Raw genomic sequence first — 23,547 nt, forward strand, 5'->3', positions numbered from 1 at the left:
GTCTTACACCACCATAGGGATTTGAAATGAGCAAGGCAGACGATCTGGCCGTAAAACTGAAACAGACCCGCCCGACCAGCATTATTGATCAGGCGATCGACAGCTGGCCGGACCAGGTCAACGAGCTGTATCACCGGGTCGAGGCCTGGTTGCAGCCCTTGACCGAGGCCGGCCTGGTCCTGCGGCGCAACCCCACTCATGTGTTCGAGAGCCATCCGCAGGGAGACACTTTCGACTATGCCATCGACCAATTGGTGATCACCGGCAATCACCACAGCATCACATTCGATCCTGTTGCGCGCTTCACGGCGGATGGCGAAGGGCGTGTCGAAATTCACTCCAGAGACAACGAACATGCCCTGTTGCGCACCGTGGACGAACACGGCGCAACACATTGGTGGCTACAAGTGATCGAGCAAGCCGCAACGCGACCGGATGCGGTGGCGCTGACTGAAAACAATCTGCTGTCGGTGGTACAGGCAGGACTGGCGCTCGGTTGAAGCGATTGGCCGCCATCGACCTGGCGCCGACCGATTGATCACCGCAAAGGCGGAACCCGGATGTCCCCGGCACGGCATTGTGTCTTCACGCCTTTGCCGCAAGAGGCAAACGCCAGGTCCTTGTCCATGCAGACCCGAACCTCCGACAACTGCGGCCCGTTGCAGATCACCACAACGCCATCCGCCGGGATCTGCGGATTGCTCTGGCGGAACATCTGCGCAATGTCCCGGGCTGAAAAATAATGCGTGCTACTCAACGGTTGCAGTTGCTCAGGAATCCTGACCGCGCCCAAGGCCTTGTCGGAGGCTTCCAGATAACCGATGGCGCCGAGGCCGCTGCAAGTGCCGTGTTTGGCCCATTCGTGCTCGAGCAGCTTTTCGGACGGGAACAGCATCAAGCCCTTCGCCCGCTCCTGCGGCGATAGTCTTACCCTCGGCGCGCAGGACTTTGGCCAACCACCCCGGGTGTATTGCGGCCAGAGGCCGTGGAGCACAAAGCCATAGCCTTTGCCGGAACATTGCGAGTCGTCACGATGGGTCAGGCAGTAGGTGGGTGACCAGGACAGCGCCAACAGGTAGTAATCGAACACCCCCGCTACGGATTCCGGTCTGCCGCTTCCCGAATCCCGGGCGCTGCTCGGGCCCACGCTGGCGAACGTCAATACGATCAGCGCGACCACGGCGTAAAGTCTATTCATCGGCACGCTCCTGCGGGGTGGCTTGACCGGAAATATCATCGACCGACGATGGGCCGATCAAAAGCCGGTACTTTGGCATAGCCACGAACGCTTTCGCACCACGAGAGTGATTCGAAATGATTAATGTCGTGCAAACGAACGATTTGTCAGCCGAAAGGACCTGTGATGAGGGTCATTTTTTTGTCGGCAACATCCATCGTCAATGACCCCTGTTAATTGATTAGCTGTGACCCATTTCCATGTCGACAGTTTCAACAAGTGAACCCTCGGTGGCCTCTCGCCAAGGCGCCATGGCTACAACTTGTCTTGGCCTGATACTACCAGTGGCGGTTCTGCACGCTGCAACTCCAGGGCGGGCAACCTGGAAGGTTGGTCCAAGAGTCGCAGCACCGGGGAATCGTAGCCGTACACGTCGGGTTTGAACGTTACCCGTCCGTCGGTATTCAGGTCCACCGTCCAATAGGCCAGCAGCACGGGCACCTTGACGGGAAGCTTGATGTTTTCGGTTTTGCCATTGGCCAGTTGCTTTTGAATACCCGCCGCGTTCCAGCGCACAGGGTCGTTGAACAGCAGCTCGACCAACTGCAACGGATTCTCCACCCGGATGCAGCCGGAGCTGGTGGCACGCATGGATTTGGCGAACAACTCGCGATGAGGGGTGTCGTGAAGGTAAATCGCATAGTCGTTGGGGAACCGGATGACCACCTGCCCAAGCGAGTTTTCCGCGCCGGCGTCCTGACGCAGGGTGATGCCGCGCGCATTGGACCAGTCGACGGTCGAGGGATCGAGCACGTTGCCTTCCCGGTCCAGGGCGCGAATCCGGTTGGCCGCGAGGTAGCCCGGATTCTGCTGGATCTTGGGCAACATATCCTTGACGAGAATCGTCGGCGGAACGGTCCAGGTGGGGTTGAATGTGACGTAGGTGATTTCGGACTGGAACACCGGCGTGCTGCGAAAGGGTTTGCCGACCTGCACCCGGGAACGCCAGATCGGCTGACCGTCGCGGTACAGGGCGACCTTGTAGCCGGCAATATCGACGATGACAAAAGTGCCCTGCAGCTTGTAGAGCAACCAGCGCGCCCGCTCCATGTTCACCCGGACCTGGTCGATTCGCGCCTCGACCGGCACGTTCAGTGCCGCCAGCGTCCCCGCCCCCGCCACGCCATCGGCGCCGAGGTATTGTTCGAGCTGATACTTCTTCACCGCAGCAATGACACTGTCGTCGTAATCGGTACGCTTGGGCTTGCGCGGGTCCAGGTACCCGGCCGCCGCCAGGCGTGCGCGCAATTGCTTGACCGCAGCATTGTCCATGCCGGGCTTGAGCGACTGCCCTTCAGCGACTTTCGGCCAACCGCCTGCGTCGCGAACCTTGCGCAAGTGCGCGAGGCTCTCGCGCAGGCTGCGATAAACCGCCTCCTGGGGCGGCGCTTGAGCGAACGCACGAGCCACGTCGTGATCATCCAGGGCGGTAAAGAAGGTGTTCATGTCCTCGCGGGGATCAACGCCCTCGGGATCGAAGTTCCAATGAAAATCCAAGCGTGCCGGATCAACCTTGCCCCGCCGCAACTGCAGCAGCGCCGTGATGTACGTGCGGGTTGCCGCGATATCGAAAGCCGCCCATTGCGCCGGTGTCGGCGCCATTGCCTGCAACGCCAGTTGCGCCTGGGCCAGTTCGCCAGCCCGGTAATCCTCGGGGACCAGACCATCGGCGTGGGTGTCATCCAGGCCCTTGAGCAATTGGCTGATATCTCGCCCGTTCGTCCAGGCGGCGCGAAAATTGCGATGCGAATAGAAATCCAGAACCACTCGACCCACATCCAGCCGTTGATGTTTACGCGAGGTCAGCAGCGGAGGAAATGCCGATTGCAGGGGTTCAAGCTCGGCCTGGATTGCCTGGCCGACCCCATCATCGGGTGCGGCACCGAGCACACTCACTGGCGGCGGAGATACCGGCACGATCGGCGAAGTTTCACCCATCGCAGTGCCGCTGATCAGAAAGACCATAAAAAATACGCGGCTTATGACGAATAACCTTGTTAATTGACCCATGGATAATCCTTAATCGCCTGTAATCAAAGGGCTAGCGTTCAACTCACTGCTAGACTCGACATATTCCTGATGAGACATTTTTATGGCGCTACATCGCTTTGGCTTGCTGACAGCCCTCTTGCTGACGTCGGCTTTCCTCCCATCAGCCTACGCCGATTCGCTCGAAGTCGCGCTGGCCAAAGCTGCTCCAAAGGCCAATGCCAAGGTCATTGCCCTGGCGGTTCGCGCAACACAGTGTACCCGCACCCAAGGCGCAGCCCCGGCACAGAGACTAGCAGTGATCGATTATTCCCTGCCTTCGACCGAACAGCGCCTGTGGGTGTTCGACCTGAAAAAACGCAAGCTGCTGTTCCACGAACTGGTCGCCCATGGCCGCAACAGCGGTGAAAACATGACTACCCGGTTTTCCAACCAGAATGAAAGCTTCGCCACCAGCCTTGGCTTGTACCGTACCCAACAGAGTTACGTCGGCCAGAACGGCTATTCCTTGCGCATGGAAGGCCTGGAGCCTGGCTTCAACGATAATGCCTTCGACCGGGCAATCGTCATTCACGGCGCGCCCTATGTCAGCCCGGTTCTGGCGCGCGCCAACGGCCGGATCGGCAGGAGCCTCGGCTGCCCGGCCGTCAGGCCGGCCATCGCACACCGCCTGATTGACTCGATGAAAGATGGGCAGCTGTTGTTTTCCTACTATCCGGACCAGCGCTGGCTGAAATCCTCTTCGTACATCAATTGCGGCGGCGGCACGGTGGCCTCGTCGGACAAGGTCACTTCACGCCAGTAAACCGCCCACTCAAGCGGTCATCGTCAAAAGACAGGCACGACATCAGGGAAATTGCGTCTCACACACGCTTATAATCCGCTCGTTCGCCCGCATTCGAGACCGGTATGACCGCTATCCATATCAAGTTCCCCTCCCTTACCCTCAAGGCCGGCGCCCGGGCGTTGGCACGCATTCGCGAGAGTGGCTTGAGCGCCGCCGATGTCGGCACGCTACCCGGTGCCGCTGGCGGCCCTAAAGCCCTGGGGATCCAGGGGCTGGACCTGGCACTGTTCGGCGAATGGCTGCCGGCGGCGCCGCGCGAGCGCTCGTTGATCGGCGCCTCGGTGGGCTCTTGGCGTTTTGCCAGCGCCTGCCTGCCGGATGCCGCCGAAGGCCTGCGGCGCCTCGGCCGCCTCTATACCGAACAGAACTTCGCCAAAGGCGTGACCATGGCGCAGATCAGCCAAAGCTCGCGGCGCATGCTAGATGATTTGCTCGATGGCCGTGACACGGCCGTGCTCGACAACCCCCACTACCGCTTGAACATCATGGTGGTCAAAAGCCACGGCTTGCTCGCGGACGACCATCGTGGCCGCTTGGGATTGGGCCTGTCGTCGGTGATCGCCGACAACCTGCGCGGTCGTGCGCGGCTGGCCCGGCACTTCGAACGGCTGATCATCCACGACCCGCGCCTGGCACCGCCGGTCAACGCGCTGAACGACTTCCCGTCGCGCTTCGTCGCGCTGGACACCGCCAATCTACGCCAGGCCCTGCTGGCCTCGGGTTCGATCCCGATGGTGATGGAAGGCGTGCGCGACCTGCCCGGCGCTGGCGCGGGCACGTTCCGCGATGGCGGCCTGCTGGACTATCACCTGGATCTGCCCTACAGCGGCAACGACATCGTGCTCTATCCGCACTTCACCGACCGGGTGATTCCCGGCTGGTTCGACAAGACCTTGCCGTGGCGCCGCGCCTGCCCTGCGCGCTTGCAGGATGTCGTGCTGCTGGCGCCATCGAAGGAATACCTGACGCGCCTGCCCTATGGCAAATTGCCAGATCGGAATGACTTCAAGCGCTTCATGGGCGACGCCCCGAGCCGCCAGAAATACTGGCGCACGACGATGGATGAAAGCCGTCGCCTGGGCGACGAGTTTCTCGAACTGACGGCCAACGGTCGTCTCGCCGAACGCTTGCTGACCCTTTAGTCAGGACAAGCTGTTAAACTCGCCACCTGCCCACATCGCCGCGGCGATCGCCACCTGAACAGAGCTGAAACCACTGTGGAAATCTTCAAAGAATTTACCTTCGAATCCGCCCACCGCCTGCCCCACGTCCCGGACGGCCACAAGTGCGGCCGCCTGCACGGTCACTCGTTCAAAGTGGCGATTCACCTCAGTGGCGACCTCGATCCGCACACCGGCTGGATTCGTGACTTCTCGGAAATCAAGGCGATCTTCAAGCCGCTGTATGAGCGTCTGGACCACAACTATCTGAACGATATTCCTGGTCTGGAGAATCCGACCAGCGAAGTGCTGGCCAAATTCATCTGGGCTGAACTCAAGCCGCTGTTGCCGGAATTGAGCGCAATCCGGATTCACGAGACATGCACCAGCGGGTGCATCTATCGCGGCGAGTGAGCCAATCGATCAAAAAAACCACCGAGACCGGTGGTTTTTTTATGCCTATTCTTTTGCGCTCGCATCCGCCAAGAGGACACGCAAATGACTGACTGGCCAATGGGCATTTCATAGGCGGGGCGACCGCCCTGCGCAGCCATTTGCTGAACGGCAAGGATTACCGCAGCCTGACACTGATCGATCCGGTGGCGCTGACGCCCTGGGGTTCGCCGTTCGTGCAGCATGTGCGTCAGCACGAAGCCGCTTTCAGCGGCGTGCCTGACTACATTCAGCGGGCCATCGTGCCGGCTTACATTCGCGGGGCGATCAAGCGGGACAGGCCTTGAGCATTGCGTTGGTCTTTCGGGCGCCATCGTCAGCAAGCCGGCTCCTACAGGGGGAAATGCGTACGGCTCCCGATCAGGCCGGCCGGTAGGCTGCCTCGCTTTGGCTTTTCCCCGAGCGCAGGTTCTGCGCAGTGGGCAACCCGGCGTGGATGCCGGGTTAGCCGCGCACGGGCCATGGATGGCCGATCGCGGCGGGCCCTGTAGGAGCGAGCTTGCTCACGAAAAACCTGAGAGCACCGCGGGGTGTCAGGCTCCCCGCGTCATCGTTGATCTCCATCGTCGGAACGCCGCCCGGAGCAAGCTCGCTCCTACAAGCTCTTCCAAGTGACTCGCATAAGGGCGAAACCATAGATGGCCGTAACCGCAGCAATGGATATGTACACCTCAAGACGATATCTGCAAACACCGCTGGCGGCATTTACCGCTGCCGAGATAACGTAGAGATATTGTCCAAACGGTTCTCTGAAAGGATCTGCCCGATGCACATCATCAACGCCCGGCTGCGCAACCAGGAAGGCCTGCATGAGCTGCACCTGGAAAACGGCCTGATCAGCAACATCGCCCGGCAGACCGAAGCCCCCACCCTGGGCCCCGACGATCTGGACGCCGGTGGCAACCTGGTAGTGCCGCCCTTCGTCGAACCGCACATCCACCTCGACGCCACCCTGACCGCTGGCGAGCCGCGCTGGAACATGAGCGGCACGCTGTTCGAAGGCATCGAATGCTGGGGGGAGCGCAAGGTCACCATCACCGAAGAAGACACCAGGGTCCGCGCCAGGAAAACCCTCCAGGCCCTCGCCGCCCATGGCATCCAGCACGTGCGCACCCACGTCGACGTCACCGACCCGCAGCTCACGGCGCTCAAGGCCATGCTCGAGGTGCGCGAAGAAAGCCGGCATCTGGTCGACATGCAGATCGTCGCATTTCCCCAGGAAGGCATCGAGTCATACCGCAATGGTCGCGAGCTGATGGAAGAAGCCATCCGCATGGGTGCCGATGTGGTGGGCGGCATTCCGCATTTCGAGTACACCCGCGATCAGGGTGTCAGCTCGGTGAAATTCCTCATGGACCTGGCCGAGCGCACCGGTTGCCTGGTGGACGTGCATTGCGATGAAACCGACGACCCGCAGTCACGCTTCCTGGAAGTGTTGGCCGAAGAAGCCCGCAGCCGCGACATGGGCTCGCGGGTCACCGCCAGCCACACCACGGCCATGGGCTCGTACGACAATGCCTACTGCGCCAAGCTGTTTCGCCTGCTCGGGCACTCCGGGATCAGCTTTGTCTCCTGCCCCACCGAAAGTATTCACCTGCAAGGGCGTTTCGACAATTTCCCGAAACGCCGGGGCGTGACCCGGGTCAACGAGCTGCTGGAAGCCGGCATGAACGTGTGTTTCGGCCAGGACTCGATCGTCGACCCCTGGTACCCGCTGGGCAACGGCAACATTCTGCGGGTACTCGAAGCCGGCCTGCACATCTGTCACATGCTCGGTTATCGCAACCTGCAAAACGCCCTGGACCTGGTCACCGTCAACAGCGCCAAGGCCATGGCATTGGGTGAGCGCTACGGGCTTGAACCCGGACGGCCGGCGAATTTGTTGATCCTGTCGGCGGAAAGCGATTACGAGGTGATCCGCAGCCAGGGCTTGCCGCTGTATTCGGTACGCGGCGGCAAGGTGTTGATGAAGCGGACGATGCCGGTGGTGGAGTTCTCCGGCGAACAGATCTGAAGGTTGCGGTGACTGGATTGGCCCCTTCGCGAGCAGGCTCGCTCCCACAATGGACCACTGTGGGAGCGAGCCTGCTCGCGAAGGCAATTTCAAATTTACCTCACCAATCGCGCCGTACCAAACAGACTGACCCGACTCAGCTCCCCCTGCTCTTCCTCCAGCAAAATCGGCGCCGTGCCACCGGGCATCGTCACCTTCACCTTGCCGGTGCCGACCCAACCTACCCGCCACGCCGCACACGCCACCGCCGTCGCACTCGTCCCAGAGGACGCCGTCGGACCTTCGCCGCGCTCGAACACCCGCGCGGCGATGTGCCCTTCGGACACGCGCATCGCCCATTGCAAATTGATGCCCGCCGCACAAGGCTGCCCGGCCCCCGTGGGCATGGCGAAAGCGATACGCGTCAATCCTTCGCTCAACGCTGGCTCGCGCATCTGCTCATTGCTCGGCAAGGCCTCGGCGCTGTCCACCAGCGTCACACAATGCGGATTGCCGACCCGGGCAAACTGACTGCGCGACCAAGCGCCATTGAGTGCCGACAATTGTCGCACGTGACTGAGCTCACGCCCGTTCAACTGCGCAGTTTCAACGCCAACGGCACTGACCGCTGTCGGCCCGAATCCAGGCCGGCCCAGGTCGAGCCAGAAACCCTGCACGCCCTCGACTTGTGCGGCTTTCACCGATGTCTGCCCCGGTGAAGGCGTGTCGGATTTGTCGTGATGCACCCTGAGTACACAGGCTTCATCGCTCGGAAATAGTCCCTGATCGCTCAACGCCTGGGAAAAAATCGTCAACCCGTTGCCGCTGCGCTCGGCCAGGGTGCCGTCGGTGTTGACGATCAACAGGTCAAAGGGAGGCGATGACTGAAAGGGACCCACCAGCAAACCGTCACTGCAGTGATCCTTGCTGCCCGGCGGTTGCGTGCCGGGCGCCCAGGCACAGCACACTTCGATGGCCGCCAGCGCCCAGGCCTCGCGGGTCTGCACGGCGCGGCCGGCCTGATCGGGCACGTCGATGCCCTGATGGCGCAGCACCTCTGGCGCCACCACACCATAGATATTGCCCCGTGCATCGTACATCCGCGCCATAGCGCCCTCCCTGCTGGAAATGTGGGTCTGGTACAACATATCGCGAAACACCGTCTGGCTGTGCAAGGATGTCAGCCTGTCGGCGCGCAAGATCTCGCGGACGCTGACCGAACCCTCGGGGCCAGATCACTGTCCCTTGGAGACGCGACGTTTTTTGCCAAGGATTGATATGACCAACCTCAACACCCGGACCTCATTCGTGCCAGGGCGCCTGGAACAAATGTCCACGCGCATCGCCTTTTTCATCGCCGGGTTCGGCATCGCCGCGTGGGCGCCGCTGGTGCCGTATGCCAAGGCGCGGGCCGGGCTGGATGAAGGCACCCTGGGTTTGTTGCTGTTGTGCCTCGGCGTGGGCTCGATACTGGCAATGCCCGTGGCCGGTATCCTGGCCACGCGTTTCGGTTGCCGCAAGGTGGCGACCGGTGGCACCTTGCTGATCTGTGCGGCGCTGCCGCTACTGGCCACGGTATCGTCGATTCCGGCCTTGATGGGCGCATTGTTCATGTTCGGCGCGGGCCTGGGCACCGTGGATTCGACGGTGAACCTGCAGGCGGTGATCGTCGAACGCGCCAGCGGCAAAAACATGATGTCGGGGTTTCACGGGTTGTTCAGCCTCGGCGGAATCGTCGGCGCGGCGGGCGTCAGTGCGCTGCTCGGCCTGGGGCTTGCGCCGCTGGGCGCGATGCTGGTGGTCATTGTGTTGCTGCTGGTTGCACTGCTCAAGGCTGCACCGCACATGCTGCCCTATGGCAGCGAAAGTTCGGGGCCGGCGTTCGCTGTTCCCCACGGCATCGTGCTGTTTATCGGCGGGATGTGCTTCATTGTGTTCCTCGCCGAAGGTGCCGCGCTGGACTGGAGCGCGGTGTTCCTGGCCCAGGAACGAGGCATCGACAAGGCCTATGCCGGACTGGGTTACGCGGCGTTTGCACTGACCATGACGGTGGGTCGATTGACCGGTGATTCAATCGTGCGTCGCCTGGGCGCGACGCGGGTCATTGTCTTCGGAGGGGTGATGGCTGCGACCGGACTGTTCCTGGCCACGTTCGCCCCCAGCTGGGAAGCATCGCTGGTGGGCTATGCACTGCTGGGAGCCGGATGTTCGAACATTGTGCCGGTGCTGTACACCGCGGTGGGCAAGCAGACCGTGATGCCGCAAAGCATCGCCGTGCCGGCCATTACCACCCTGGGTTACGCGGGGATACTCGCAGGGCCTGCGGTGATCGGATTTGTCGCCCATGCCGCCAGTTTGAGTTTTGCTTTCGGGTTGATGGCACTGTTGCTGCTGGCGGTGGCGATTGGCGGGAAGGTATTGAAGGTTTAACGCGAAAAGATCGCAGCCTGCTCACCTGTAGGAGCTGCCGCAGGCTGCGATCTTTTGATCTTCGGCTATTAAAACCCGACGCTTGCCTGCACGAAGAACGTGCGCGGTGTGCCGACATACATGCCCGCATTGTTGTCGCTGGAGCGGGTGAAGTACTGCTTGTCGAAGATGTTTTTCACCCCGGCCCCGAGCTTCAGGTTCGACACCTGAGGACCGAAATCATAGCCGGCACGCACGTTCCAGGTGACGTAGCCCGGAATGTCGCCGTACTGCCCATCCGCCGTGCCTTCGGTGATGTAGTTGTTGCTGAAGCTGCCGTCAGCGTTCACAGCCACGCCCGGCGAGCGTTGTTTGGACTGGGCGAAGGCATCCAGGTTGTAGGTCCAGCGATTGATGTCGTAGCGCAGGCCGGCGGTCGCCACCTGGCGCGAGTAGAACGGCAGGTCCCGGCCCTTGAAGTCCGGAATCTCACCTTCATAGACAGCGCGGGTGTAGGTGAAGCCGGCGTTCGCGGTCAGGCCAGCGAGGCGCGGGTCCAGCGCCGCCATGTCGTAGTGCACCGACGCCTCGATGCCCCGGTGCGTGGTGGCGCCGAGGTTGGTCCAGCCCGCATCGTTGCTGATGTATTGCAGCTCTTTATCGAAGTCGATGTAGAACAGCGTCACTTCACCGCCCCACACTTCATCGTTGTAGCGCGTACCGAGCTCGTAGGTCTTGGCTTTTTCCGGCTCCAGGCCGTTGGCGGGTTCGTCACCCGTCCCGCCCTGGCCGAGCTGGAAATACTGCAGGCTGCCGAACGAGGTTTCGTAGTTGGCGAACAGTTTCCAGGCATCGGAGATGTGGTACATCACGCTCAGTGCCGGCAGCGGTTCGTTGCTTTCGATACTGCGGCGCTTCTCCGGCACCGGCCTGCCGGCGGTGTCGAGCACCGGACGGTCATGCCAATCGGTGCTGATGTGTTCGAAACGGATACCCGGGGTGACGGTCCAGTTGCCGACATCGATCTTGTCGTCGATGTACACCGAGTTGGCTTCAGTGCCACCGGTACGGTCCTGATACACGTGGCCGTCCGAACCCGGACGCACGACCGGCTCGTTGTTGACCAGCGCAAGACGGCTGGCTTCTTCGTGCATGGCTTCTTTCAGGTAGCGATAACCGACGCTGACTTCCTGGGTGCTCGGGCCGACATCGAACACATGGGAGACCCGTGGTTCGATACCGAAGGTGTAGTAGCTGCGCGGGAACGAGCCGAGGGTTTTCTGATCGCGAGCGGCGATGTTGCTGCCACGAAAACTGTCGGTGTAATAGGTCAGCACTTCGGCTTGGGTGCGGTCATCGATTTGCCGAATCCACTTGAACGACACATCCTTGCGGCGGCCGCTGAAGTTGTCGTTGTTGCGGTCGGACTGGAACGGGTCGGCGTCGTACTGCGCCTGTGTCAGGCCACCGGGCATGTCGGCGCTGGCGTCGTAATAGTGGAAATTGAGGCTGAAATCATCCACATCGGTCGGCGCCCAGTGAGTCTTGAGGATCACGTCGTCGATGTCATTGCCATTGTTGCTTTTGCGATAACCGTTGCCGTTCACCCCGGAATACAACAGCGCCACGCCCATGCCGTTGTCTGCGGTGCCGCCGGCGAATACCGTATCGATGTGCTTCCAGCCACCGTGCTGGGAGGTTTGCAGCGTGCTGCCGATTTCAGCCGAGGCTTGTTCCGGGATCGCACGGGTCACGAAGTTGATCACCCCGCCGACGTTCTGTGGCCCATAACGCACGGAGCCGGCGCCGCGCACCACGTCGATGCTGTCGAGGTTGCCAGAGGAAATCGGCGCCATGGACAACTGCGGCTGGCCATAGGGGGCGAAGGCCGCCGGCACGCCATCGATCAACACGGTCGAGCGTGGCGACAGGCGCGAGGTCAGCCCGCGAACGCCGACGTTCAGCGAAACATCACTGCCACCGGTGCCGTTGGCCTCTTGCACTTGCACACCAGGCACGCGCTTCAATACGTCGCCGACGTTCATCGCGCCTTGCTCGATCATGGCCTCGCGGCGAATCACGGTACGGGCACCGGGGTGGTTCTGCACCACCGCGGCATCGGCATCACCGAGCCAGTCGCCCACCACCTTGATGTCCGTAACGCCAAGTTCCAGCGGGCCGTTTGCCGCAGAGGCCGGGGCCGGCAGCAGCGTCACCGAGCCCTCATTGATCTGGTATTGCAGGCCGCTGCCTTGCAGCAACTGGCGCAGCGCTTCTTCCGGGTCGATATTGCCCTCCACCGCCGGGGCCTGTTTGCCGGCCACCAGTTCAGGACTGAAAAAAACCTGTAGCGAGGTTTGCTGGCCCAATTGACTCAGGGCCTGCCCCAGGGGTTGCGCCGGGATGTGGATAGCGTCGGCAGCGAATGCCTGAGGCAGCGCCAGGTTGACCGCCAGTGCAAGGGCCAGCGGCAACCACGGGGATTTGTTGTTTTTGGCGATGGTCTTTTTCACGTCGAACGTAGTCCTGAAGATCGCAAGAGTGTGCGCTTGTTAATGCAAACCAGTTGCAGTTGAACAGGAAGACGATGAACTCGAAAAAAACCTGAATTTTATTTTGAAATTATTTCCTGGCTGCCGTCATCGAGGGTGCGCACGGCCACCGGAAGGATGCTTGGCAAGGCCTTGAGCAACGCGTCGGTGTTGTCGGACTTGAACACGCTGGTCAGGCGCAGATTGCCCACTGCGGCATTGCCGACCTTGAGCGGCTTTTCTCGATAACGCGAGACCTGCTCGGCAACATCGGCCAGGCTGGCGTTGTTGAACACCAGTTTGCCGTTGCGCCAGGCCGTCATTTCGGCGGGATTGACCGCGTAGGCCACAGCGACCTTGCCCCCGGCATCGACATGGGTGCCCATGCCGGCGGTCAGGCTGATGAAATCGTTGTCGGCGGCATCGCGTCCCTGCACCTTGACCGTGCCCTGCTCCACCACGACCCGGGTCTCGGCGCTGCCCCGGCGTACATCGAAGCGGGTGCCGGTGACGGTGACCTTGCCGCTACCCGCCTCAACCACGAAAGGCCGGCTGGTGTCGTGTTCGACGCTGAACATCGCTTCGCCTTCGCTCAGTTCAATGGCGCGACGATCTTTTTCAAACCGCACCTGAATGCGGCTGCGGCTATCGAGATCGACCACAGAACCGTCGGGCAAGGCCACCTGGCGACGCTCGCCCAGCGCCGTGGAAAACTCGGCCGTGTAAGGCGCCGGTTGCTGCAAACCGTTGAACAGGCCCAAGCCGACTGCCACCGCCAACACACTGGCGGCCACCGCATAGCGCACCATCGGGCGTCGCTTGCTGCGACGCGGCGCTTGCTCGGACAACGCCTGCAGACGTGCCGCCGGCAGCAGGTCAGCGGCTTTCCACAGGCCCTGGAGCAATTCGAATTCGTTGCGGTGTTGAGGATGTTCGTTCAGCCAGCTTTCGAATTGGCGATACGCATCCACATCGACGGCGGGTTCCTGCAAACGCACAAACCACTGCGCCGCCTCATCGCGAACCGTTGTTTGCCCGCACGCACAATCACGAGTATCCATCATGGAAGTTCCTGTTTGGCTGGGGATGAGTAAACGCTGCCGCTCATGGGTACAGTCCTTCAAGGCGGTCGCGCAGATGCCGCAGCGTGCGGATCATATACTTTTCCACCATGTTCTTGGACAGTCCCAGGCGTTCGGCGATTTCAGCCTGGGTCAGGCCTTCGATTTTCTGCCAGACAAACACCTTGCGGCAGTTGACCGGCAGCTCGGTGAGCGCCCGTTCGATGGAATCAGCCAACTGGATCGCTTGCATGTAATGCTCCGGGTCGCCGGATGACGACACACTTTCGTCGATCGCTTCTGACTCCATGGCGCCCCGCCGATCCTCACGTCGATAACCGTCCACCGCGATGTTGCGCGCGGTCTGATGCAGATAGGCCCGCGGTTGCTGCACCGCCGCCGAATCCGACTCGAGCACCCGCACAAACGTATCGTGGGCCAGGTCCTCGGCCTGCTGACGGTTTCTCAGGCGACGGGTCCAGGTGCCAACCAACTCTTCGTAGTGCTCGAAAAAGCCGTGTCTGCGGGGCAGCTTGGGGGTCATTGTGGTGTGCTGTGGATGCGAGGGCGTGAATAGTAATGCTTCCTATTAACCCAAGGCAACGGTTTGCGGCTGAGCGTCAGAACGGTCAGTCACGGCGAGACAACCGATCACGTTCATACGGTTTGGCAGGCACTCAAAGCAATCTGGCAGAAATCCCAATGCAACCATCGACGGGCTGTAGCAAAGTGCAAGCATGCCAGCCAACGGCTTTTCCCCAGGAACGTACACATGTCCAGCGCCAAAGCATCGCCAAAAAGATCACCGCTTGCCCGGCTCGCCCTGGCCATCTCCCTGAGCGCGCTCGGCCTGCCTTTGTGCATGAGCAATGCCCAGGCCCACGGCGGTCACGCCGAAATGGTGCCTTTGCAAGCGGGCCTCGAGGAGTTTGGTGCCACCGTCAAATGGGACGACTACTCGAACCTGTTCACCATTGCCAAGGACGGGGTCTACCTCAAGGTCAAGCCGGACAACAAAGTGGCCATGGTCAATGGCAAGCGCATGGAGCTGACGGTGCCCGTGGTGTTCAAGGGCAAGACGGCGTTCATGTCCAAGGACTTCATCAACCAGGTCTTCCAGTCCGGCCTGGACACGACCTTCGTCGTCGAGACCCGCCCTAACCCGCTCAACCCCCTGAGTGCGAACGAAATCACCACGGCGGTGGACATCGTCAAGAAATCGGAACACTACAAGCCAGGTTTTCGCTTCACCGAAGTATCGGTCAAGGAACCACCGAAGGATCAGGTGTGGAATTTCGTCTACACCGGGCAAAACGTGACCCAGCCGCGCCAGGCCAATATCGTGGTGCTGGACGGCAAGCATGTGATCGAAGCGCTGGTGGATCTCGACAGCAAGGCGCTGCAATCCTGGAAGCCGATCGAAGGCGCCCACGGCATGGTGCTGCTGGATGATTTCGTCACGGTGCAAACCGCTGTCGAGACCAGCCCCGAATACGCGCAAGCCTTGGCCAAGCGCGGCATCAACGATGTGAAGAAGGTCGTCGCCACGCCGCTGACCGTCGGGTACTTCGACGGCAAGGACGGGCTGGCCCAGGACAAGCGCCTGCTGAAGATCGTCAGCTACCTCAATGTCGATGACGGCAACTATTGGGCGCACCCGATCGAGGGCCTGGTGGCGATTGTCGATCTGGAGCAGAAAAAACTCATCAAGATCGAAGACGAAGCGCTCATTCCGGTGCCGATGAAATCGACGCCCTACGACGGACGCGGGCGCAAGGGCGTGGCGGTCAAGCCGCTGGAAATCATCGAACCTGAAGGCAAGAATTACACCATCACCGGCAACAGCATTCACTGGCAGAACTGGGACTTCCACGTACGCCTCGATTCGCGGGTCGGCCCGATCCTGTCCACCGTCACCTATGACGACAAGGGCAAGAAACGCAAGATCATGTACGAAGGCTCCCTGGGCGGGATGATCGTGCCTTACGGCGACCCGGATGTCGGCTGGTACTTCAAGGCTTACCTCGACTCGGGCGACTACGGCATGGGCACCCTGACCTCGCCAATCGCCCGCGGTAAAGACGCCCCGGAAAATGCCGTGCTGCTGGACGCCACAATCGCCGATTATACCGGCGCACCGACCGCGATCCCACGGGCCATGGCGGTGTTCGAGCGCTACGCCGGCCCGGAATACAAACACCAGGAAATGGGCCAGCCCAACCTCAGCACCGAACGGCGTGAACTGGTGGTGCGCTGGATCAGCACCGTCGGCAACTATGACTACATCTTCGACTGGGTCTTCCAGCAGAACGGCACCATCGGCATCGACGCCGGCGCCACCGGCATCGAAGCGGTCAAGGGCGTGAAGTCCAAAACCATGCACGAAGAGACCGCCAAGGAAGACACGCGCTACGGCACCCTGCTGGACCACAACATCGTCGGCACCACGCACCAGCACATCTATAACTTCCGCCTGGACATGGACGTGGACGGTGAAAGCAACTCGCTGGTGGAAGTGAACCCGGTGGTGCTGCCGAACGACCGTGGCGGGCCGCGCACCAGCACCATGCAGACCGAAACCCGCGTGGTCAGCACCGAACAGCAGGCCGCGCAGAAGTTCGACCCATCGACCGTGCGCCTGCTGACCAATTTCAGCAAGGAAAACAAGGTCGGCAACCCGGTGTCCTACCAATTGATTCCCTATGCCGGTGGTACGCACCCGGTGGCCAAGGGCGCCAACTTCGGCACGGACGAATGGCTTTACCATCGCCTGAGCTTCATGGACAAACAGCTGTGGGTGACGCAATACAACCCGGAGGAAAAGTACCCGGAAGGCAAGTACCCGAACCGCTCGGACAAAGACTCGGGGCTGGGGCAATTCACCCAGGATAACCATTCCATCGAGAACACCGACGATGTGGTCTGGCTGACCACCGGCACCACCCACATCGCCCGGGCCGAAGAATGGCCGATCATGCCCACCGAGTGGGTGCATGTGCTGTTGAAGCCGTGGAACTTCTTCGATGAAACGCCGACGCTGAACCTCAACTCACCAAAATAATCAGGCAATACACAAAAGCCTGTGGGAGCAAGGCTGTGGCGAGGGGATTTATCCCCGTTGGACTGCGTAGCAGTCCCATTTTCAGGGGCCGCTTCGCGCCCCAACGGGGATAAATCCCCTCGCCACAGCTCGCTACAGGGTTATGTGATCTTCACGCATGCCGCTTGCGATATTCCCCCCGGCGCAACGCCGAAGCGCGATTTGAACGCCGTGGAAAAGTAGCTCGAATCGGAAAAACCCCACGAATACCCCAGCACCGACAACTTCTGTTCCTTGCCCGATTGACGCAGGGATTCGGCGCACAGGTCCAGCCGGCGGTTCTTGATGTAGCGCGCCACCACCAGGCCTTTCTTGGCGAACATCCGGTACAGGCCACGGGTCGACATGCCGACTTCCCGCGCCAGCCATTCCGGGCACAGCTCTTCGCAGCGGATGTGCTGGTCGATGACGCTCAGGGTCTTGCGGAAGGTGCGCTCGTGCAGATCCGTGCAATCGTCGCTCTGGCTGATTGCCGGGCGCAGCAGGCTGACAATCGCCTCCAGGGTCGCTTCGCTTTCCTGACGGCTGAGGTTCTGCTGGCGCGTGGCATCGAGAATCAAGCGGTGCGAGAGCATGGCGATGGGCGATGTCGCGGCTATCCGGTGGCCGCACTTGACCTGGTTGAAGCGCAGGGTCTGCTCGACCAGTTGATACGGCAGGATCAGCGACAATTGTCGGGAGTTTTCGCTGTAGGTGAAGTCGCTGGGCCGCGCAGCATCGATCAACGTGATGTCCCCAGCGGACAGCAGGACCCTGTCGTCGCCCTGGGCCATGCCCGCGGTGCCATCGAGCTGGAATACGGCAAAATACTTGCCACCCTCGCCCGCCGCGACTTCCCGCGGCGTGCGATACAGCCGCGCCTGGCAGGCGTCAACGAAGCTGAGCTTGAGGGCATCGCTGCGGTATTCGCGGATCTGGCCGGCAAAGCCGGTGCCCAGGGGTTGTGCGTTGAAGGCGCCACAGATCTGGTTGATCTGATGGATCCACTGATCGAACCCATCCTGGCGCTGTGCGGTTGTAGAAATCATGTCAGGCCTCACGCAGGCTTATTTTTATTGTCTACGTCAATTAACAGGTTCTCCTGAACAGCGACTCTCCCGGACCGTCGACGGGTTAATTCAACCCGCCAAAGCGTCGATAAAAACTCTCGCCCACATCCGGTAACGGTCCGTCGGCGGTTTCCAGTGCACTGTTCAGCCATACCTCGGCCTTGGCGTAGATCAAACGGTAAATGTTGCGGCACAACTGTCGGGCTGCTCGCCCTTCCCAGTCGCCGGGCAACAACTCGTCCGGCAGTTGCGGGTCGCGCAGCAGCAGCTTGCGGTACTCGTGAATAAGCAGGATCCGCGCCAGGAAGCAGTCGGACGGCTGCAGGTTTTCCTGCTCGCGCAGTGCTTGCCACAGTGGTCGGAACAGCTGGATGAATTCGCTGTAATGCGTCGCCAGTTCCTCGATGTTCCAGCTCTCGCGCACCTGCAGGCGCAGGGCCTTGGAAGCCAGCACATTCTGGGCGGTGGTTTCGAAGACGATGGTTTCTTCCTGGGCACCGAGGTCGAGCAGCGTCGCGTTGACATCAGTGCGGTCGCTGCGCGGACAGGCCAGTACCACCGGCGAAATCGCACCAAAACCTTGCCATTCCAGCTCTTCGCGCACTTGTTTGCGCTTGTCCTGGGTCAGTTGCGACAGCATCACCAGAAGCGCGAAGACTGATCCTCATCCGGCATCGCTGTCGGATGCAATGGCCTCATCGCGGCAGGCTCGCTCCCACAAAAGATCCACGCCGTACACCACAGCCCCACTCATTTCGCGGAAAAACCATCCGTAATCCAAGAAGCGTCTGACTGCCTGGTCGTATCCATTTGGATACAGTCGCGCAATGCACGCAAATGGCAAAGAATGTTTAACCATGAGCCAGACTTTGACGACTTTCGATATCGCGCCCCTGCTCGACAGCGATGAGGCCATCAACGAATACCTGTCCCAAGTGCTGGCCGAGGGTGACAATGAGGAATTTCTTCGTGCCGTCGGGCACGTGGTAAAGGCCCGCGACGATGATGGTGAAACGCTAAGACTGATCAAGCCTTCTGGTTGATCACAGATCTTTTGGTCAACGAGCAACCCCCTGTAGGAGCAAAGCTTGCTCGCGATAACGGAGTGCCAGTCGACATCATCGTTGGCTGACACCCGCTTTCGCGAGCAAGCTTTGCTCCTACAGTTTTTTTGGTGCTCACAATTGTTGTGTTCAACCGCCTATCCCCTGTGGAATTGAGGTGATGGAGGCGTCAATTGATGTAGGACGTTTCTGTTTTTCCCAGGCTTCGGTCATGCCCGTTGTGCCCTACCCACAACCCACCACCCCCGTTTTGCGAATATAAATTGCGCAGGTCCTAGGAAATTTCCGGTCAAGGTCTTCGGAGATTTCCTTCGAATTGTGGCGACTCGCGTGAACTGGTTTGGAAGGTGCTCAATCGATAGTCTTTGGTGGTCACTGAAATTCAGTGGTGGGGTGTAGGAACCTCCAGATTCTCGATAACTATGTTGACGCCAGTCACTTGGTTTGCGGCCGTTCAAATGCGTCCGTAAGATCAGCTGCGGCGGCTATGTACGGGCACGCTTCGGCGTGGTCGAGGTTCTCGGGACTCGATATTCCTACCCCGTACATGGCTGCCACCCTAGCCCGTAGGAAGGCTTTCGGCAGCTCCTTATTCTCTTCCCGAGTTAGAAATTATGAAAACCATTCATCCCGATCCACCCTACGAAAAACCAACCCCTCACCCCGACAACCGCTTCATGGCATTGACCAGCAACTGCACCGACATGCCCACCCTCTTCGTCGACACTCACGCACCACTCAACATCCTGATGGACGCCGCCAACTACCGCATCCGCGCCGTCACCCAGGTACTGGAAAACCTGTCCATGCGTGGCTCGATTGAATGCGAATCCTTCATCCTCAGCGATTTTTCATTGATCTGCGCCATCCCGTTGCGCGATGGCTGTGATGTGCTGGATGTGGTCGGGCGACGGTTGCGGGCGCGCTGACAAGCCCTGTGGGAGCGAGCCTGCTCGCGATGGAGGTCAACGATAACGCGGGCTGTCTGAATGAACGCGCCGTCTGGGCGTTCTTCGCGAGCAGGCTCGCTCCCACAATGTTCTCGGCTGATTGCAGATTGATCAGTGCTTGCGCAACCACTCGATAAACAGCGCAAACAACTCCGACTGCGACCCCACCTCCAACTTCAGATACAGATTCTTGCGGTGCATGCGCACGGTTTCCGGTGAGATGTTCATCTGGCTGGCCGTGGACTTTACCGAGTGCCCCCTAAGCACCATGTGCGCCACCTCCCGCTCACGCTCGGTAAGCAAATCACTGCCGAAATGCTCGAACGCCGATTGCACCCGATGTTTGAGATCATCACGCAGGCCTTGATCGTCATTGCCCTGGATCTCGCTACTGCGCAGCAGGCCGCGGCGGCTGAATCCGCTGATGAATTCACGCACCAGCGGTTCGACGGCGCGCAGCAGATTCAATTGATCAACCCGCAGGCATTCACCGCCGAAACCTTGATAGAGGCTGACCGAAATCTTCGTGTCATCGCCCGTATCGACGATGTAGTAGCTATCTTCCGAACAGCCCGCCTTCAGGTAATAAGCCTTGTAATAGTCACTGTCGAAGAAGTTGTCCGGCGCAATCTCCTCCAGGTGATAGAACCCCTGCGCCAGTCCTTGCTCAACCGCCAGACAGAACGGATCGAGCAGATACCCCCCAGAAAAATAGCGTTCAAGAATCGAGACCTGATATTCCTGCGCAATACCGCGCTGATGCAGCAACTGCGGTGCGCGGTCCTTGCGCTCCAGGCTGATCATCACCGACTCGATGGACACCAGTTGCCCCAACGCAGCCACCAGGTATTGCAGTGCGTCAGGCTCATCGATATGGGCGAATGCCTCGCGCATTCCCCCATGCCATTTGTGCAACGCCCCGAAGGGCATTGCGATCAGCGTATCGTCGTTTGGTTTGCTCATGCCCCGCAGTCTAGCGGCTGGGCAAGCCCTTGGTAACAGCCTGACTGACGAAATCATTGGCCGGCGTACTGTCCGCTCGCCTCAAGCTCGGCCGCCACTTCGAGAATGCACACCCGCAGGATCTCGACGATTTCATCGACTTGGGCATAGGTGAGAATCAGCGGCGGCGACATCACGTTCAGATGCATGATCGGCCGCACCAGCAGCCCCCTCGCCTGTGCCCGCACATGGATTTTCTCGCCGATGTTGATCTCGTCGGCGAACAGCGCCTTGGTGCGTTTGTCGGCGACGAACTCCACGCACGCCATCAATTTCAGGCAACGCACATCACCCACCAGGGGCAGATCGCGCAACGTGGCCAGGCGCTGCTCCAGGTAGCCGCCGACATCGTCGACGTGGGCCAGCAGGTTTTCCCGTTCGATGATTTCGATGTTCTTCAGCGCTGCCGTGCAGCACACCGGATGGCCGCTGTAGGTGAAGCCATGGGTAAAGCAACGACCCTTGCCCGGCTCGGCGATGACTTTCCAGATCCGGTCGGAAAAGATGCACGCCCCCAGCGGCAGATAGGCTGAGGTCAGGCCCTTGGCGGTGGTGATGATGTCGGGCTGCACGTCGAACACATCCTTTGATGCGAAGAACTTGCCCAGGCGCCCGAACGACGTCACCACCTCGTCGGCGACGAACAGGATGTCGTAGCGCTGGCAGACTTCCCACATGCGCTTGAGGTAGCCCTTGGGCGGAACAATCACTCCGCCCGAGCCCATCACCGGCTCGGCGAAAAAGCCTGCGACCTTATCCGCGCCGATCGACAGGACCTTGTCTTCGAACTCCTTGACCAGGAATTCGAGGAACTGCGCCTCGTCCATGCCATCCGGCGCGCGGTATGGATTGGGGTTGGACACGTGGTGAATCAGCGGGTTGGCGTAATCGAACTCCGGCACCCGGTCGGCCGCCTTGTTGCCGATCAACATGGTCAGGGTGGTGGAGCCGTGGTAAGCGTTGAAACGGGCGATGACATGCTTCTTTTCAGGCAGGCCGCGGCAGTTCTGGTAGTACTGGATCAGCCGGTACGCGGTGTCCACGGCGGTTGAGCCGCCGGTGGTGAGGAACACGTGGTCGAGGTCACCGGGCGCCAGGCTGGCGAGTTTTTCGCACAACTCGATGGCCACGTTATTGGACATGTCGGAAAACGGGTTGGAATAGGCCAGTTGCCGCACCTGATCGGCAATCGCTTCGGCCATTTCCTCACGGCCCAGGCCGATATTGGTGCACCACATGCCGCCCACGGCATCGAGAAAGCGGTTGCCCTGGGTGTCGTAGATATAGGCGCCGTCGCCTGCGACGATGTTCAGGGAACCTTGTTCGGCGTGCTCGTCGAACACGTGATAGCCGTGCATATGGTGGGCCTTGTCGGCCTTGACCAGCCGGGACTCGTCCGCTGGGGAAAAAACGGTGCGTGTTGGCGTCGCCATAAATAAACCTCTAACCGGATTGACTAACGATCGAACGAATCAGATGCCGCTTTTCACCGTGCTCCAGACCCGGGTCATGGCCCGCATGTCCTTGGCGTCCTGGGTTTTCTGCGGGAACAGGCGCTCGCGGGTTGCTTCATCGGGGTAAATCGCCGGGTTGTTGCGCACATCGGCATTCAACAGCGGCGTGGCTGCCGCGTTGCTGTTGGCGTAGTGGATATAGTCGGTGACGTCCGCCATCACCTGCGGCTGCATCAGGTATTCAAGAAACTTGTGCGCATTGGCGACATGGGGCGCGTCGGCCGGGATGTACATATTGTCGAACCAGATCAACGAGCCTTCCTTGGGAATGAAGTACGACAGGTTGATGTTCAACTTGGCTTCTTCAGCGCGGGCCATGGCCGTCGCGTAATCGCCGGACCAGGTCATGGCCATGCACACATCGCCGTTGGGCAGGCTGGTCAGGTAATTGACCGAATCGAACTTGCGGATGTACGGCCGTACGGACAACAACAATTCCTGCGCCGCCTTAAGATCCTCCGGCTTGGCGCTTCGTGGATCGCGGCCGAGGTACTTGAGCGCCAGGGGGATCACTTCGGTGGGCGCATCGACCAGGGTCACTCCACAGTCGGCGAAGCGCGAGACGATCTTCGGATCGAAAATCATCGCCAGCGAACCGATCGGCGCATCCGGCATGCGCTCCTTGATCTTGTCGACGTTGTAGGTGATGCCGTTGCTGCCCCAGGTATAAGGCGCCGAGTAGGTCGGGCCCGGATCGTACCCCTGCAGGTCGTGCAAGACTTTCGGGTCCAGGTTGCTCCAGCCCGGCAGCAGGTTCTTGTCCAGTGGCTGGAACACTTTGGCCTGGATCAGCGGCGGCGCGAGGGACGCATTCAGCACGATCAGGTCGTAACCGGAGTGGCCGGTGAGCAACTTGGCCTGCACCGTTTCATAGGCATCGAAGGTGTCGTAGATCACCTTGATACCGGTGGCCTTTTCAAAATCGGCCAGGGTTTTCTCACCGATGTAGTCCGCCCAGTTGTATAGCCGCAGCGTATTGCTGTCGTTCACCTCGCCAGCGTGGGCACTCAGGGTCAGCGGTACAACAAACAGACTGGAAATCACCTTAAGCAGGGTCTTGCCCATAGCAAATGCACCTTATCAAGCGAGTTCGGCTCTGGATGAGCGGATGACCCTACTATTGGTGGATTCGCCGGACCGCACCATACCCCGAATGGGTGTGTGGTCGTTTTGACGGCGCGATATGGC

Annotated in this window: 17 protein-coding genes and 4 pseudogenes; 10 read left to right on the forward strand and 11 right to left on the reverse strand. The window is 60.4% G+C overall.

Features of this window, described 5'->3' with window-relative positions; all coding sequences use genetic code 11:
* Positions 1 to 26: 26 nt before the first annotated feature.
* A complete protein-coding gene (locus ACA058_RS21495; RefSeq protein ID WP_497635801.1) occupies positions 27 to 500 on the forward strand; it encodes a hypothetical protein in 474 nt (157 codons plus the stop codon).
* A gap of 38 nt (positions 501 to 538) precedes the next feature.
* On the opposite strand, the gene ACA058_RS21500 is transcribed toward ACA058_RS21495, so the two are convergent.
* Positions 539 to 1,198 carry a ribonuclease T2 family protein gene (locus tag ACA058_RS21500; protein ID WP_497635802.1) on the reverse strand — a complete coding sequence of 220 codons (660 nt, stop codon included), beginning with the start codon at positions 1,196 to 1,198 and terminating at the stop codon, positions 539 to 541.
* A 294-nt stretch (positions 1,199 to 1,492) separates the two neighbouring features.
* Complete coding sequence (locus ACA058_RS21505) at positions 1,493 to 3,247, reverse strand: L,D-transpeptidase family protein (RefSeq protein WP_497635803.1); 1,755 nt, start codon at positions 3,245 to 3,247, stop codon at positions 1,493 to 1,495.
* Positions 3,248 to 3,329: 82 nt separating this feature from the next.
* Between ACA058_RS21505 and ACA058_RS21510 the strand changes: the two genes are divergently transcribed.
* From ACA058_RS21510 to codA, 5 genes and pseudogenes are all read left to right on the forward strand, one after another.
* Entirely contained in the window at positions 3,330 to 4,031 is a 702-nt protein-coding gene (locus ACA058_RS21510) for a murein L,D-transpeptidase catalytic domain family protein (protein ID WP_497635804.1), read from the forward strand.
* 104 nt (positions 4,032 to 4,135) lie between these two features.
* Positions 4,136 to 5,215 (forward strand): patatin-like phospholipase family protein, encoded by a 1,080-nt coding sequence (locus tag ACA058_RS21515; protein ID WP_497635805.1) that lies wholly within the window; start codon positions 4,136 to 4,138, stop codon positions 5,213 to 5,215.
* A gap of 75 nt (positions 5,216 to 5,290) precedes the next feature.
* Positions 5,291 to 5,647 (forward strand): 6-carboxytetrahydropterin synthase QueD, encoded by a 357-nt coding sequence (gene queD, locus ACA058_RS21520; RefSeq protein WP_008056290.1) that lies wholly within the window; start codon positions 5,291 to 5,293, stop codon positions 5,645 to 5,647.
* Between the two features lie 104 nt (positions 5,648 to 5,751).
* Positions 5,752 to 5,970 (forward strand): annotated as a pseudogene (locus ACA058_RS21525) (alpha/beta fold hydrolase); the annotation flags it as partial.
* 482 nt (positions 5,971 to 6,452) lie between these two features.
* Positions 6,453 to 7,700 carry a cytosine deaminase gene (gene codA, locus ACA058_RS21530; RefSeq protein ID WP_497635806.1) on the forward strand — a complete coding sequence of 416 codons (1,248 nt, stop codon included), beginning with the start codon at positions 6,453 to 6,455 and terminating at the stop codon, positions 7,698 to 7,700.
* Between the two features lie 95 nt (positions 7,701 to 7,795).
* On the opposite strand, the gene ACA058_RS21535 is transcribed toward codA, so the two are convergent.
* Positions 7,796 to 8,788: a diaminopimelate epimerase gene (locus ACA058_RS21535; RefSeq protein ID WP_497635807.1), complete on the reverse strand. Its 993-nt coding sequence runs from the start codon at positions 8,786 to 8,788 to the stop codon at positions 7,796 to 7,798.
* Between the two features lie 169 nt (positions 8,789 to 8,957).
* Between ACA058_RS21535 and ACA058_RS21540 the strand changes: the two genes are divergently transcribed.
* Positions 8,958 to 10,109: an MFS transporter gene (locus ACA058_RS21540; protein WP_497635808.1), complete on the forward strand. Its 1,152-nt coding sequence runs from the start codon at positions 8,958 to 8,960 to the stop codon at positions 10,107 to 10,109.
* 68 nt (positions 10,110 to 10,177) lie between these two features.
* On the opposite strand, the gene ACA058_RS21545 is transcribed toward ACA058_RS21540, so the two are convergent.
* The 3 genes from ACA058_RS21545 to ACA058_RS21555 all read right to left on the reverse strand — a co-directional run bounded on the left by ACA058_RS21545 (position 10,178) and on the right by ACA058_RS21555 (position 14,224).
* Complete coding sequence (locus ACA058_RS21545) at positions 10,178 to 12,601, reverse strand: TonB-dependent siderophore receptor (protein WP_497635809.1); 2,424 nt, start codon at positions 12,599 to 12,601, stop codon at positions 10,178 to 10,180.
* A 98-nt stretch (positions 12,602 to 12,699) separates the two neighbouring features.
* The gene (locus ACA058_RS21550; protein WP_497635810.1) at positions 12,700 to 13,683 is read right to left on the reverse strand and encodes a FecR family protein; all 984 of its coding nucleotides are present in this window, start codon (positions 13,681 to 13,683) and stop codon (positions 12,700 to 12,702) included.
* A 40-nt stretch (positions 13,684 to 13,723) separates the two neighbouring features.
* Positions 13,724 to 14,224: a sigma-70 family RNA polymerase sigma factor gene (locus tag ACA058_RS21555; RefSeq protein WP_497635811.1), complete on the reverse strand. Its 501-nt coding sequence runs from the start codon at positions 14,222 to 14,224 to the stop codon at positions 13,724 to 13,726.
* Positions 14,225 to 14,452: 228 nt separating this feature from the next.
* On the opposite strand from ACA058_RS21555, the gene tynA reads away from it, so the two are divergent.
* Positions 14,453 to 16,741, forward strand: a complete 2,289-nt coding sequence (gene tynA, locus ACA058_RS21560) for a primary-amine oxidase (protein WP_497635812.1) — start codon at positions 14,453 to 14,455, stop codon at positions 16,739 to 16,741.
* A gap of 151 nt (positions 16,742 to 16,892) precedes the next feature.
* On the opposite strand, the pseudogene feaR reads toward tynA, so the two are convergent.
* Together feaR and ACA058_RS21570 are read right to left on the reverse strand one after the other, a co-directional pair.
* Positions 16,893 to 17,808, reverse strand: a pseudogene (gene feaR, locus ACA058_RS21565) (transcriptional regulator FeaR).
* Positions 17,809 to 17,893: 85 nt separating this feature from the next.
* Positions 17,894 to 18,475 (reverse strand): annotated as a pseudogene (locus ACA058_RS21570) (PaaX family transcriptional regulator); the annotation flags it as partial.
* Between the two features lie 211 nt (positions 18,476 to 18,686).
* Between ACA058_RS21570 and ACA058_RS21575 the strand changes: the two are divergent.
* Both ACA058_RS21575 and ACA058_RS21580 read left to right on the forward strand, forming a co-directional pair.
* Positions 18,687 to 18,827, forward strand: a pseudogene (locus ACA058_RS21575) (helix-turn-helix domain-containing transcriptional regulator); the annotation flags it as partial.
* A gap of 680 nt (positions 18,828 to 19,507) precedes the next feature.
* On the forward strand, positions 19,508 to 19,822 hold the full coding sequence (locus ACA058_RS21580; RefSeq protein ID WP_497635813.1) for a hypothetical protein: 315 nt from the start codon (positions 19,508 to 19,510) through the stop codon (positions 19,820 to 19,822).
* 132 nt (positions 19,823 to 19,954) lie between these two features.
* On the opposite strand, the gene ACA058_RS21585 is transcribed toward ACA058_RS21580, so the two are convergent.
* The 3 genes from ACA058_RS21585 to ACA058_RS21595 are packed head-to-tail and all read right to left on the reverse strand — an operon-like array spanning position 19,955 to position 23,424.
* The gene (locus ACA058_RS21585; RefSeq protein WP_497635814.1) at positions 19,955 to 20,863 is read right to left on the reverse strand and encodes a helix-turn-helix domain-containing protein; all 909 of its coding nucleotides are present in this window, start codon (positions 20,861 to 20,863) and stop codon (positions 19,955 to 19,957) included.
* A complete protein-coding gene (locus ACA058_RS21590) occupies positions 20,860 to 22,278 on the reverse strand; it encodes an aminotransferase (RefSeq protein ID WP_497635815.1) in 1,419 nt (472 codons plus the stop codon). The genes ACA058_RS21585 and ACA058_RS21590 overlap by 4 nt, the downstream gene beginning before the upstream one ends.
* 39 nt (positions 22,279 to 22,317) lie before the next feature.
* Positions 22,318 to 23,424: a polyamine ABC transporter substrate-binding protein gene (locus tag ACA058_RS21595; RefSeq protein ID WP_497635816.1), complete on the reverse strand. Its 1,107-nt coding sequence runs from the start codon at positions 23,422 to 23,424 to the stop codon at positions 22,318 to 22,320.
* Between the last annotated feature and the right edge of the window lie 123 nt (positions 23,425 to 23,547).

The sequence above is a fragment of the Pseudomonas sp. LBUM1649 genome (assembly GCF_059716155.1).

Bases quoted from the DNA above. Each gene is read 5' to 3' on its own strand.
- ACA058_RS21495 (WP_497635801.1), top strand. From the start codon at position 27: ATGAGCAAGGCAGACGATCTGGCCGTAAAACTGAAACAGACCCGCCCG.
- ACA058_RS21500 (WP_497635802.1), bottom strand. From the start codon at position 1,198: ATGAATAGACTTTACGCCGTGGTCGCGCTGATCGTATTGACGTTCGCC.
- ACA058_RS21505 (WP_497635803.1), bottom strand. From the start codon at position 3,247: ATGGGTCAATTAACAAGGTTATTCGTCATAAGCCGCGTATTTTTTATG.
- ACA058_RS21510 (WP_497635804.1), top strand. From the start codon at position 3,330: ATGGCGCTACATCGCTTTGGCTTGCTGACAGCCCTCTTGCTGACGTCG.
- ACA058_RS21515 (WP_497635805.1), top strand. From the start codon at position 4,136: ATGACCGCTATCCATATCAAGTTCCCCTCCCTTACCCTCAAGGCCGGC.
- codA (WP_497635806.1), top strand. From the start codon at position 6,453: ATGCACATCATCAACGCCCGGCTGCGCAACCAGGAAGGCCTGCATGAG.
- ACA058_RS21535 (WP_497635807.1), bottom strand. From the start codon at position 8,788: ATGGCGCGGATGTACGATGCACGGGGCAATATCTATGGTGTGGTGGCG.
- ACA058_RS21540 (WP_497635808.1), top strand. From the start codon at position 8,958: ATGACCAACCTCAACACCCGGACCTCATTCGTGCCAGGGCGCCTGGAA.
- ACA058_RS21550 (WP_497635810.1), bottom strand. From the start codon at position 13,683: ATGATGGATACTCGTGATTGTGCGTGCGGGCAAACAACGGTTCGCGAT.
- ACA058_RS21555 (WP_497635811.1), bottom strand. From the start codon at position 14,224: ATGACCCCCAAGCTGCCCCGCAGACACGGCTTTTTCGAGCACTACGAA.
- tynA (WP_497635812.1), top strand. From the start codon at position 14,453: ATGTCCAGCGCCAAAGCATCGCCAAAAAGATCACCGCTTGCCCGGCTC.
- ACA058_RS21580 (WP_497635813.1), top strand. From the start codon at position 19,508: ATGAAAACCATTCATCCCGATCCACCCTACGAAAAACCAACCCCTCAC.
- ACA058_RS21585 (WP_497635814.1), bottom strand. From the start codon at position 20,863: ATGATTTCGTCAGTCAGGCTGTTACCAAGGGCTTGCCCAGCCGCTAGA.
- ACA058_RS21590 (WP_497635815.1), bottom strand. From the start codon at position 22,278: ATGGCGACGCCAACACGCACCGTTTTTTCCCCAGCGGACGAGTCCCGG.
- ACA058_RS21595 (WP_497635816.1), bottom strand. From the start codon at position 23,424: ATGGGCAAGACCCTGCTTAAGGTGATTTCCAGTCTGTTTGTTGTACCG.